The following is a 10,817-nucleotide window of genomic DNA, read 5'->3' as shown; positions in this document are numbered from 1 at the left end:
GCGGCGGTCGCTTATTGCTGTGCGCCGGCGCCGGCCACCTTGCTCATGACGAAGCCAATGAACTGCTCGACCGTCATCTTCTGGCCGTTGAAGTTCACTTCGTTGTTGGCGTAGTGCAGCGCCGAAACCACGTTGTTGCCTTCCAGCTTCGCCAGTTGGGTGGCCACGGCCATGGCGCTGAGCATTTCGGCGGTGGCCGCGCCCTGTTCGGCGATCTGCTTGGCGTCGGTCATGCCTTCGGCCTGGGCCTGCAATGCGGCCAGGTCCGCCACCATCGGCTTGGACAGCGACAGCTTGGCGTCGAGCTGGCTGATCAGTTGCTTGCCCAATTCTGCGGTGGGCAGCTCCAGGCTCTGCGGCTTGGCCAGGTTCAGGCCCAGGCTGAAGCGGCTTTCGCCGTTGCCGGTCTTGAGTGCCAGGCTTTCCAGGGCGATCTGTGGCTTGGCGGCCAGGACCTTGTTCACGGCCGCACGGACCTTGGCCTCCTCGGCTTCGCTCATTTGCAGCTCAGGTGCCTCTTCGCCCTTGGCCGAGGCCTCGGCGGCAGTTTTTTGGTACGGCTGCAAGACGTTCTGATAGACCTGGACCAGCTCCAGCATGCCCTGGCTGTCCAGGTCCTTCATGCTCCAGAGCATCTCGGCGGAACCCACGGCCTTGCCATCGAAGACAATCTCGCCCACGCGGTAATCCGCGCGACCGGCCACGCTGCTGCCGGTTTCTTCACTGGATGTCTTCTGTTCGAAGTTCTTCAGGGTCAGTACCGACTGCTTGTCGCCGAAGGTAGCCTTCAGGCCGCTGAGCTCCAGGGTGTTCTGGCCCAGGTAGTAGTCGAAGCTGCTCTTTTGCAGGTTGCTGGCAAGGGTCAAGCCTTTGATTTCCATCTTGAGCGGGGCTTTGTCCGGCGAGCTGAGGAACAGGTCCAGGCTGTCCATATAGCCGTCGACCTTGGCCTTGCGGCGATTCTCGCTGACGCTGAAGGTGGCGTTCAGGCCAGAGAACTTGAGGTTGTTCAGCTCATCCAGGGCCAGTTCCATCGGAGCGAAATCCAGGGTGCCCTCGGCGGACAGGTCATAGCCGACATTGACCACGCCGCTGAACGGTGCAGCGCCCTTGGTGGCCGCAAACCATTTGTCGGTCTGGGAGTTGTTCACCAGTTCGTAATGACTGGAAGCCATGACGGGTAGCCACTTGAAGCGAACCAGGCGCGAGAACGGCAGCGGGCCGTGCTCGATGTGGTCGGCGATCAGCAGTTCCAGGTCACCGTGGAACACCTCGCCCTGGCCCTTCAAGCGATAGCGGGCGTTGCTGCTGAACACACCGCGCTCCAGGGACACCAGCTCCAGGGTCGCCGTGGCGTCGTAGCCGATCAGCGCTGCCTGCAGCTCCTTGTTGCTCTCGACGATCTGCTGCTGCAGAACCCCTTCCAGCTTGGTGCCGGTGTACCAGGCGCCGCCGGCACTGATTGCACCCACTGCGACGACGATTCCTAACAGTACGCCTGCTGATTTATTCATGTTTGACCCGATCGATATCCATAGTTTGAAAGTGTGCTGGTCTTCCCTGAACCCATGACGGGTCGCGGCTCGACTCCGCGTGAAACCGGCGCAGATTAGCATTGGCAATGGGGCGCAGTGCAACAGTGGCGCAGCTGCAAGCGCCAAGCCGCAAGCTCCAAGCAAAAGCGAAAGGCAGGGGCCTGCTGGCTTGTGGCTTGTGGCTTGCCGCCTGTCGTTAGGAAAATTCGAGCTCGAGGGCATCGAGTTGATGGTCGAAGCTCTTGAGCCGGGCGCTCCAGGTGTAGACCAGCACTTCGAAGTCGCGATCGATCACCGCGCTGTTGCCTCGGGACTCGCCGCGGGGGTCGCAGAAATCCAGTTGGTAGCGCTCGCGGGCCATGGCTGTGGCGACATCCGACAGCTCCCGGGCATTGCTCAGCCAGTGGTGGCCGTCGTCGGCTTGCTTGTCGAGCCGCATGCACTGCGCCTTCAGCGCCTCCAGGCTTTTTTCCAGCGGGGTGCCGGTGAGTTCGCCCATGACCTCGGCGAAGGTCCGACCGGGCTGCCAGTAGCTGCCCCAGAAGTACCGGTCAAAGACGGTCTCGACCCGGCGCAGGGCCACCTTGGTGTCCCAGATGGCCACCAGGGTCTTGCTCTGCTCGAGCTGCCTCTTCTTGATTTTCTGGCCCTGGAACGAGGACCACGCCACCACGCCGATGGCCATCACCGCGATCAAGGCGCTGGCGCTGTCGAGAAACACCATGGCCTTGTCGATCTGGTGGGCCAGCATGACCCCGTAGAAGTAGGTGGCAGACAGCAGTATCAGGGCGCAGAGCGCGCACCAGAAGCCCGGAGCATAAGGGTTTTTCATTATTGGAATCCCCATGGCCATCACGCTTTGATCATGGCAAGGCGCCCGGCACTCGGCGTCTTGCCAACTGATCAAAGCATAGCAACGGCCTCAGGGTTTCGTGGCTGGCGGAGCTTGCGTTCGTCCGCTTTCCCAACCGCCGCCCAGGGCCAGGAACAAGTCGATCTGGCTCATCGCTACCTGGGTGTTGGCCGCCGCCAGCTGGGCGCGCATGTCGGTGTAGGTACGAGTGGCCTGCAAGTCGGCGAGGAACGACGCCCGTCCGGCCTGGAAGAAGCGGTGGGTCTGGTCCGCCGCCACCTGTGCCGATTGCTCGGCATCGGCCAGGGCGTCACGGCGTTGCAGCTGGGCGCTGTACTGGGCCAGGCCGGTCTGGGTTTCGCGGATGGCGTTGAGCACTACTCCGTCAAAATGCGCCAGGGCCGCCTGGCTCGTCGCCTCGGCTTCATGGATACGCTCACGGGCGCCATTGGCCGGTACCGTCCAGCTGATCACCGGGCCGAAGCCCCAGCGGTTGGTGGAAGCCTTGCCCAGGTTATCGAGAATGCCCACGGTACCAATGGTGGCGCCGATGCTGATGTCCGGGTACAGGGCCCCGGTGGCTACCCCAATTTGTGCGGTGGCGGCCGCCAGGTGGCGCTCGGCCTGGCGCACGTCGGGACGTCGCTTGAGCAGCGCGGCACCGTCGCCCACCGGCAGCAGCTGGGCGATATGCGGCAGCTCGGCGCAACTGGCGGTGCCGGCGGGCAATTGGTCCACCGGCCTGGCCAGCAGCATCGACAGGCGGAACAGCCCCGACTGGCGTGCCGCTTCGTAGCGCGGCAACTCGGCCCGCAAGGACTTGAACTGGGTCTGGGAGCGGGTGACCTGGGTTTCGTCGCCACGCCCGGCATCGCGCAGGCGCTGGGTCAACTCGGTGCTCTGGGCTTGCAGGTCCAGGGAGTGCTCGGCGATTTCCCGTTCTTCGTTGGCCGCGCAGACCTGGGTGTAGGCCCGCACCACATCCGCCACCAGGGTGATGCGGGCGATGTCCGCTGCGGCCTGGGTCGCATCGGCATTGGCCTTGGCCGCCTCGATGCCGCGCTGCAGGGTGCCGAACAGGTCGAACTGGTAGGAGGTGCTGATGGACAGGTTGCCGACGTTGGCCACCGGCACTTTCTCCGGCAGCAGGAAGGCCTCGCCGGACTCCTGCAAGCGCTCGACCCCGGCCTTGACCCCACCGCCCCAGCCACCGGCGGCCTGGGCTTCATCCACCTGGGCCCGGGCCCGGGCCAGGTTGGCCGCCGCTACGCGCAAATCGGTGCTGGAAGCCAGGGCCTGCTGCACCAACTGGTCCAGGCGCGGGTCGCGGTACAGGCGCCACCAATCGCCGGGCACCGGGGCCGAGACCACATTGGCCCCCTTGCCTGCCAACTCGCCTTGCAGGTCCGGGCGTTGCAGCGCCGCATCCTTGGGCAACTGGTAATCCGGCCCGACCTGGCAGGCCGAAAGCAGCAAGCCAAGCCCGAGCAGGGCCAAACGTGCGCCGTGGTTCATTGCCCGGGCTCCTGCTTGGCCTGGTCGTCGATGATCGACACCGTGGCGGTGCGCCCGGCGATCATGCGAAAGTCCGCCGGCACATCGTCGAAGGCGATGCGCACCGGGATCCGCTGGGCCAGGCGTACCCAGCTGAAAGCCGGGTTGACGTTGGGCAGCAGGTTACTGCCGCTGCTGCGGTCACGGTCCTCGATCCCGGCGACGATGCTCTCCACATGCCCGCGCAGGCGCGCACGGTCGCCCACCACGCGGATATCCACGGCCTGGCCGATATGGATGCCGTCGAGCTTGGTTTCTTCGAAGTAGCCGTCGATATGGAAGGAGTTGCTGTCCACCACCGACAGCACCGGGCGCCCGGCAGTGACGAATTCCTGGGGCCGTGGCGCACGGTCGTTGACGTAGCCGTCCACCGGGCTGCGCACCACCGAGCGGTCGAGGTTGAGCTGGGCACTGTCCACCGCCACCTGGGCCTCGGCCAGGGCCGACTGCGCCCGGGCCTCGCGGGACTGGCTCTCTTCCAGTTGCTCGCGCGGCACCAGGTTGCCCAGGCCGCGGTTGCGCTTGGCCTCGCGCTGGGCCTGGGCCAGGGTTTCCTGGCGGTCGGCCAGGTTCGCCCGGGCCTGGCGCAGGGCCAGGTGGAAGCGGTCCTGGTCGATGCTGAACAGCACCTGACCACGCTTGACCAACTGGTTGTCCTTGACCTCTACCTGCTGGATCAGCCCGGAGACATCCGGAGCGATCTGCACGATATCGGCACGGATATGCCCGTCCCGGGTCCAGGGCGCGAACATGTAGTACATCACCATGCGCCAGACCACCACGACCGCGAAGGTCACCACCAATAACGTCAGGACCACACGACCGATGGTCAATAAAGGTTTTTTCATGTCATCAGGTATCGGCTGAGAGAGTCGACGACGCCTAGCAACAAGGCGTAGAGACCCACGTTGAACAGTGCCCGGTGCCAGACCAGGCGATAGAAATGCAGGCGTGTCAGCAATCCGTGCACCAGCAGGTACACGCCATAGGTGATGCCCATCAGCACCAGCAGCGTGGGCAGGAACACCCCGCTGATATCCAGATCACCGATCATAGGGGCGCTCCATCGATGCCAGGGGGAAGGGGGGCTTCATGTTCGCCCGAGGCCACGAACTCCACGCCCGGCAACAGCGCCAGGCGCAGGCCACTGAGGGCGTGCAGCAGGTGCCGGCGGGTTTCGTCGTCGCCTTGCAGGCGTTGGCTGTCCAGGGCCCGGCGGGTGCGATCCAGGGTCATCAGCAAGGGGCTCGGCGCCTCGAGGCGCTCACCGGCCTTGAGGCAGGCCTTGAAGTACTCGCCCACCTCGGCCACCACCTGGCGCAACAGGCCCTGGGCCACACCCTGGACCCGGGGCGCATAGGCCAGCAGATCCAGCACGTTGAGTGCCACCCGCAATTCGCGCAGGGCGACGCCGGTGTCCTGGCCGGTCATGGCCAGGCGCGGCAGGTGCTGCATCAGCCGGTCGAGCATTTGCGCGCCCATGTGCCGGTGCTCGGCCAGGGTCGCCGGCTCCGAAAGGCTGACGATGTCGCGCCAGCTGAAGCGGGTCAGGCGCTTGGCCGCCAGCTCCGAACCGAACGGCCGGGCGACCAGGGTCCAGATAAAGGCGAACAGCAAGCCGATGGGGCCTGCCAGGTTGGAGTTGGAAAAGTTCAGGAAGTCGGCGTCGTAGGCACCCTGGATACTGATGAAGGACGCGGTGTTGACGATGGTCAGGAGCATGCCCAGGTAGAACCTGGGCTGCACGGTCAGGGTGCCGACGCAGATGAAGGGCACGGCGAACACCAGCACCAGCATGGCGAAATCGTGCAGGTTGGGCAGGATCAGGAACAGGTAGAGGCTGGCGAACAGCACTGATAGCGCGGTCCAGAAGAAGAACCGGTAGATCTGCGGCGCCGGGTCGTCCATGGCGGCGAAAAAGCTGCAAGCCACCGCCGCCAGGATCACCGCGCTGCCGCCGTCGGTCCAGCCCAGGAGAATCCACAGCACCGAGGCGACGATAATCGCCAGCACCGTGGAGCCCGCCGAATAGAGCATCAGCCCACGATCGAGGAACGGCGTCAGCCGGCCCAGGCGCCAATGGCGGTAGACCGCGCGCCAGGTGTCCTGGCTTTCGCACTGGATGGCGTGCTGCAGGCTACGGCAGTCCTGCCACAGGTCGATCCACTCGCCCAGGCGGTACAGGGTATTGGAAAACAACAACTGGCTCCGATCGTCCAGGGCCTGGGCATCGGGCTGCAGGGCTTCGAGCTCGCTGCGCAGGGCCTGCCAGCGCTGCGTCGAGGCATCCTGGGCGATACTTTCCAGCCACTCGTCGGCCTTGGCCAGCAAGGGCGCGAAGCGTTCGGCCAGCTCCGGCGCCCGACGCTCCAGGGCAGACAAGGCGTCGTCCAGGGCGTCCACCACCGGCAGCAGGTGGATCATTCGCCCACGCAGTTCCTTGGTGTTGCGCACCGTCTGCGGCCGCGCGCCTTCGTGGGGCAACTGGCCGATCATCATTTCCAGGGTGTTGAAGGTCGCCACCATCGAGGCGCGCAGGGCACTGACCTCTTCAGGCTGCACATTGCGGGTGAGGAAGCGCCGGCTGTAGGTCGCGGCATCGGCGAACCACTTGCCCGCCGACCCGACGAATACCGGGGCCAGGCGCCGGGGCCAGAACAGGCTGCCGACCACTGCAGCGCAGATGATGCCGAGGAAGATTTCCTCGGTTCGCGCTTGCGCCACGTCCCACACGGCCAGGGGGTTGTCCACCACTGGCAGGGCGATCATCGGCAAGGTGTAGCCGGCCAGCATCAGCGCGTAGTTGTTGGCCGTGCGCAGGTGCATGGACAGGAACAGCAGGATGCCGGTCCACAGGGCGATGATCACCACCAGCAGGTAGGGGCTCTGCACGAACATCGGCACCAACAGCACCGCGGCCGAGGCGCCGAGGAAGGTACCGATGGCGCGGTACAGCGCCTTGGAACTGGTAGGGCCGACGAACGGGCTGGAGACGATGTACACCGTGGCCATGGCCCAATACGGACGGGGCATCTGCATCAGCATCGCGATGTACAGGGCGATCATCGATGCGGCGAAGGTGCGCACGCCGTAGAACCAGTCTCGCGCAGGAGGCACGCCGGTGAAAAAGCCTTTCAAGATGGCTGCACCGGCGCGTGGTTGGCGGACTCGAAGGCCTGGATCACCCGCAAGGCCGCTTCCAGGTCCTGGGCACTGATGCCCGCCAGGACTTCGTGACGCAGGCGCACCAGTTCGCCCTCCACTGCCTGCACCAGCTCGCGACCGCTGTCGGTCAGGCTCAGGCATTTGGCCCGGCGGTCATGGGGGTCCTCGCTGCGACGCACATAACCGGCATGGCACAGCTGGTCCAGCAGGCGCACCAGGGACGGGCTCTCCATTCCGGCCGCATGGGCCACGGCCACCTGGCGTACACCCTCACCCAGCCGCCCGATCATCAACAGGGGCACTGCGCAGGCTTCGGAGACCCCGAAGTTGATCAGGGTGTTCTGGCAGATCCGACGCCAATGCCGCGCCGCGACCACCATGCCACTGCTGATGTTCATGTGAAGAGATTCAAGGGAATTGGACACAAGACTGTTCGCACACTGATAGTTTGCTAACTATCAATATGACATCGGCGGATAATTTCAGTCAAGTTTTGTAACAAATATCCGGGTCACGTTCCGAATGTGCTTCAACGCTTCCTGGCTTGCTCGTACACAGCCCCGCGCTCGCGCTTACCGACCGCGACAACAGCCACCACAACGCGCTGCTCGATAACCTTATAGACCAGCCGATAACCCGAGGCCTTGAGCTTAATCTTGTAGCAGTCGGGTAAACCGTACAGGGCATCTGCTGGGACTTGGGGCATTTGCAGCCGTTGCGCGAGCTTCTTCTTGAATTGCTCGCGAAGCGTATGGCCCAGCTTGTTCCACTCCTTGAGCGCCGAAGGCAGGAACTCGAGTTTATAAGTCATCCAGACTGACCGGGACGGGAGTCTCCTGACTACGCGCCCGAACGATCTCGGCCAGTTCCAGATCGTCCAAACGCTCCATCAACGCTTCGAAAACTTCGGCAGGAATCATGTAGCCCATGACCCGGTTGTGGTTCAACACAGCCACCGGGCCACCTTGAGCGCCGTTCAATACCGCTGAAGGATTCTTCTTCAACTCAGATACGCTGACGGCTTTGTCAGCCAGGATACTTTGCATTTTCATGACCTCAATTCAGGTCATGATTCTGGTCTAAATTATCGCTCCCAACAACCACAGCTCATCCTCCTCCCCGCCCCTTCCTCAACAACACATCCAGTTGGTCCACCACCTCGGCCCAGTCGGCATCGTCGAGGATTTCATCGCGCAAGAAATCCGCCTGGCTCTTGCTCCAGAAAAACGCATCCGCCAGGTGCAGTTCCGGTTTCAGCGGGGAATGGGAGGCGATGAAACGCTCGATGCTCACCGGGTCATCGGCCAGCCCCAGTTGCTTGAACAGCGCTGGCAGGGTGTGGGTCGGTGATTCCATGGGACAACTCCTGATCAGTGACAGACTTCGCAAACCTCGGCATTGGGCACCATGCGCAGGTACTCGGCCATGCTCATGTGCACCAGGCTGTGGTGGTTGCCGGCCTCCAGGTAGATGTCCTTCTGCCGGGTCAGCAATGGGTCGATGACCACGTCCAGCCCGTAGGACTCGCCCAGGGCCGGCACCGCTCCACGCTCGCAGTCGTTGAACAGATACGCCAGGGTGCTTTCCCGGGTGACCCGCCACTGCTCGCTGCCGCGTACCTTGCCCAGGTCCAGGTGGCGGCTGGCCGGCAGCACCGCCATCAGGTAGCGGCCGTGCTGGTCGTCGAGGATCACCGACTTGGCCAGGCGCTCCGCCGGCACCCCCGCCACCCGTGCCGTTTCCAGGCTGCTGGCCGAGTGGGGATGGGTTACCAGATCGAACTGGCAATGGGCTTGTTCCAGACTGTGTTGCACGGTTCTCGCCATACGCATGATGCACCTCGTTACCCCGGTCCCCGGGGACAGGACTGTGACTCCCAGGTGCAAGTCTAGGCCGGGTACCGACAGCTGCCGGACAAACTTCCAAACGGTGGCTCCTGGCCCGGCATCGACTTATCCACAGCCTGCCGCGCGCACTCGGTCAGCGCCCCGGGCAAGCGCCGCAGGTCTCGTACAGGACCGCCTGGGTATCGCCACCGGCATGCTGGTCGAGCTTTCGCCAATGACCGGGAATCGACGGGAACTCATCCGGATCGACCCGGCTCATTACCAGCCAGACCCGACCGTTACCAAGGGGCAAGTCCTCCAGGCGGTCGAGGTAGACCCCGGCATTCTCATCGATCAAGGTGCCAAAGCCGTAGCGGTTGGGGCGGGTCGACACACCAGCCGCTGTCGGCGGCGTGTACAGCCGGGGCGCGGTATGGCTGCGGTCGTAGTAGCCCCAGGTCAGGTACCAGAACATGTCCCCCAGCACCACCTGGTCACCGTCCAGGGTGTGGTGGTTCATGTACTCGACCATGTTGTCGAACTGGTCGTCGGCGTCCACGGTGTAGTTGTTCTTCAAGCCCACCCCGAACACCGCCAGCACCACCAGCAACAAGGCCACGGCCAGGCCCTTGGAGCGCTGCGCCAGCCAGTCGATGGCCAGGGCCAGGCACAATGGCAGCCCGAGCGCAGGCACCGTCAGGTAGCGCTCGATGAACACCGGGGAAATGAACGACACCGCGAACACCAACAGCAGCGGCACGACGCTATAGACCACCAGCAAGGTCGGCAGGCGGGAGCGGCTGCGGTCGGTCCAGGCCAGGTACGCCAGCACCACCGTCAGCAACACCGGCAGGCTGACGAACAACCAGCCGGGCATGCCTTCACCATCGTCCTGGGCCAGCAGTTGCCAGATCATCGAAGGCAATGAGCGCAGGGTGACCGGCGGCTCCCAGCCGACATCACCACCCGCCTTCAACGCCTCCATATGCAACACCAGGTCCACCAGCCCCGGCAGCCAGGGCAGGAACAGCAGCACGATGGCGACGTTGGCCCACCACCAGCTCCGGCGCCGCAGGAAATGCCGCGCCGATTCATCCTGGGGCCGGGCCAGGGCCAGGTAGAGCCAGTGCGAGACCACGCAGAACGCCGTGAAGTAGTGGGTATAGAAACCGGCCGCCATCAGCACGGCGTAGATCGCCAGGTAGCGCCGGCGCTGGGGCGCGCGCACCCAGTAGACCAGCGCCAGGGTCGCTCCCAGCAGCCACACGCCCAACAGCGAATACATGCGCACTTCCTGGCTGTAACGCACCGCTGTCGGCAGCAGCGCCAGCAGCAGGCAGGCCAGCAGCGTGGCCCGCCGACCGGCCACCAGGTGCATCAACCAGGTCCCGAGGAATACCGCGAGCGCCCCAGGCAACGCACTCATCAGGCGGATCGACAGGATCGAGTCGCCGAACAGCCCTATCCAGCCATGCAGCAGAACGAAATACAGCGGCGGATGGACATCGTAGGCGGCATGCGCCCAGATGCCGGACAACGGGAACTGGGCCAACAAAACACTGGAACCCTCGTCGCCCCAGATCGCCGCCGCCGTCAGCTCATAGAAGCGCTGGGCCAGGGCCAACAGCAGCAGGGGCACCAGCCAGGGTTCGCGAAGCAATCGCGCCAGGGGCTGCGAATGCGTGACAGCCTGGCGATACAGTCCCTTGGCCGCTTGATCAGTACTCGGTACGCCCATCACCACCCTCTGCCGATAGATCTTCGCTCCCACCCGAGAGCCATGACGCGCTGATTGTAGGCCAGAACCCCCGCGGCTTGTCCGGGACTTATGGTTGCGCGCCCGTCGATAAATCACCCGCCTTCGCTACGCGCACATCCACGCTG

Annotated in this window: 12 protein-coding genes; all 12 read right to left on the bottom strand. The window is 64.3% G+C overall.

Annotated elements, in window-relative coordinates:
- Positions 1-11: 11 nt before the first annotated feature.
- On the bottom strand, positions 12-1,514 hold the full coding sequence (locus C4K39_RS00805) for a YdgA family protein (protein ID WP_068576234.1): 1,503 nt from the start codon (positions 1,512-1,514) through the stop codon (positions 12-14).
- Between the two features lie 217 nt (positions 1,515-1,731).
- Entirely contained in the window at positions 1,732-2,367 is a 636-nt protein-coding gene (locus C4K39_RS00800) for an NADH:ubiquinone oxidoreductase subunit N (RefSeq protein WP_068576236.1), read from the bottom strand.
- 90 nt (positions 2,368-2,457) lie between these two features.
- A complete protein-coding gene (locus tag C4K39_RS00795) occupies positions 2,458-3,903 on the bottom strand; it encodes an efflux transporter outer membrane subunit (RefSeq protein WP_124345438.1) in 1,446 nt (481 codons plus the stop codon).
- Complete coding sequence (locus tag C4K39_RS00790; protein WP_068576241.1) at positions 3,900-4,790, bottom strand: efflux RND transporter periplasmic adaptor subunit; 891 nt, start codon at positions 4,788-4,790, stop codon at positions 3,900-3,902. Before C4K39_RS00790 ends, C4K39_RS00795 begins: the two co-directional genes overlap by 4 nt.
- Positions 4,787-4,996 carry a DUF1656 domain-containing protein gene (locus C4K39_RS00785; protein ID WP_022643266.1) on the bottom strand — a complete coding sequence of 70 codons (210 nt, stop codon included), beginning with the start codon at positions 4,994-4,996 and terminating at the stop codon, positions 4,787-4,789. The genes C4K39_RS00790 and C4K39_RS00785 overlap by 4 nt, the downstream gene beginning before the upstream one ends.
- Positions 4,993-7,080: an FUSC family protein gene (locus tag C4K39_RS00780; protein WP_124345437.1), complete on the bottom strand. Its 2,088-nt coding sequence runs from the start codon at positions 7,078-7,080 to the stop codon at positions 4,993-4,995. Before C4K39_RS00780 ends, C4K39_RS00785 begins: the two co-directional genes overlap by 4 nt.
- Positions 7,077-7,505 (bottom strand): MarR family winged helix-turn-helix transcriptional regulator, encoded by a 429-nt coding sequence (locus tag C4K39_RS00775; RefSeq protein WP_068576245.1) that lies wholly within the window; start codon positions 7,503-7,505, stop codon positions 7,077-7,079. The genes C4K39_RS00780 and C4K39_RS00775 overlap by 4 nt, the downstream gene beginning before the upstream one ends.
- Positions 7,506-7,636: 131 nt before the next feature.
- Positions 7,637-7,918 (bottom strand): type II toxin-antitoxin system RelE family toxin, encoded by a 282-nt coding sequence (locus tag C4K39_RS00770; protein WP_124345436.1) that lies wholly within the window; start codon positions 7,916-7,918, stop codon positions 7,637-7,639.
- Positions 7,908-8,153, bottom strand: a complete 246-nt coding sequence (locus C4K39_RS00765) for a type II toxin-antitoxin system prevent-host-death family antitoxin (protein ID WP_085598199.1) — start codon at positions 8,151-8,153, stop codon at positions 7,908-7,910. The genes C4K39_RS00770 and C4K39_RS00765 overlap by 11 nt, the downstream gene beginning before the upstream one ends.
- Positions 8,154-8,214: 61 nt before the next feature.
- Positions 8,215-8,463 (bottom strand): DUF2789 domain-containing protein, encoded by a 249-nt coding sequence (locus C4K39_RS00760; RefSeq protein WP_124345435.1) that lies wholly within the window; start codon positions 8,461-8,463, stop codon positions 8,215-8,217.
- Between the two features lie 14 nt (positions 8,464-8,477).
- Positions 8,478-8,939 carry an aminoacyl-tRNA deacylase gene (locus C4K39_RS00755; RefSeq protein WP_068576252.1) on the bottom strand — a complete coding sequence of 154 codons (462 nt, stop codon included), beginning with the start codon at positions 8,937-8,939 and terminating at the stop codon, positions 8,478-8,480.
- A gap of 148 nt (positions 8,940-9,087) precedes the next feature.
- A complete protein-coding gene (locus C4K39_RS00750; protein WP_124345434.1) occupies positions 9,088-10,671 on the bottom strand; it encodes a glycosyltransferase family 39 protein in 1,584 nt (527 codons plus the stop codon).
- Positions 10,672-10,817 lie beyond the last annotated feature (146 nt).

The sequence above is a fragment of the Pseudomonas sessilinigenes genome, from assembly GCF_003850565.1.
Classification (GTDB): Bacteria; Pseudomonadota; Gammaproteobacteria; order Pseudomonadales; family Pseudomonadaceae; genus Aquipseudomonas; species Aquipseudomonas sessilinigenes.
The sequence above is the reverse complement of the archived record's forward strand: the minus strand, read 5'-3'. Positions and strand labels throughout refer to the sequence as shown.

Excerpts from the sequence above, each read along its gene's own strand:
- C4K39_RS00795 (WP_124345438.1), bottom strand. The coding sequence starts at position 3,903 with ATGAACCACGGCGCACGTTTGGCCCTGCTCGGGCTTGGCTTGCTGCTT.
- C4K39_RS00765 (WP_085598199.1), bottom strand. The coding sequence starts at position 8,153 with ATGCAAAGTATCCTGGCTGACAAAGCCGTCAGCGTATCTGAGTTGAAG.
- C4K39_RS00805 (WP_068576234.1), bottom strand. The coding sequence starts at position 1,514 with ATGAATAAATCAGCAGGCGTACTGTTAGGAATCGTCGTCGCAGTGGGT.
- C4K39_RS00785 (WP_022643266.1), bottom strand. The coding sequence starts at position 4,996 with ATGATCGGTGATCTGGATATCAGCGGGGTGTTCCTGCCCACGCTGCTG.
- C4K39_RS00790 (WP_068576241.1), bottom strand. The coding sequence starts at position 4,790 with ATGAAAAAACCTTTATTGACCATCGGTCGTGTGGTCCTGACGTTATTG.
- C4K39_RS00800 (WP_068576236.1), bottom strand. The coding sequence starts at position 2,367 with ATGAAAAACCCTTATGCTCCGGGCTTCTGGTGCGCGCTCTGCGCCCTG.
- C4K39_RS00775 (WP_068576245.1), bottom strand. The coding sequence starts at position 7,505 with ATGAACATCAGCAGTGGCATGGTGGTCGCGGCGCGGCATTGGCGTCGG.
- C4K39_RS00755 (WP_068576252.1), bottom strand. The coding sequence starts at position 8,939 with ATGCGTATGGCGAGAACCGTGCAACACAGTCTGGAACAAGCCCATTGC.
- C4K39_RS00750 (WP_124345434.1), bottom strand. The coding sequence starts at position 10,671 with ATGGGCGTACCGAGTACTGATCAAGCGGCCAAGGGACTGTATCGCCAG.
- C4K39_RS00770 (WP_124345436.1), bottom strand. The coding sequence starts at position 7,918 with ATGACTTATAAACTCGAGTTCCTGCCTTCGGCGCTCAAGGAGTGGAAC.
- C4K39_RS00760 (WP_124345435.1), bottom strand. The coding sequence starts at position 8,463 with ATGGAATCACCGACCCACACCCTGCCAGCGCTGTTCAAGCAACTGGGG.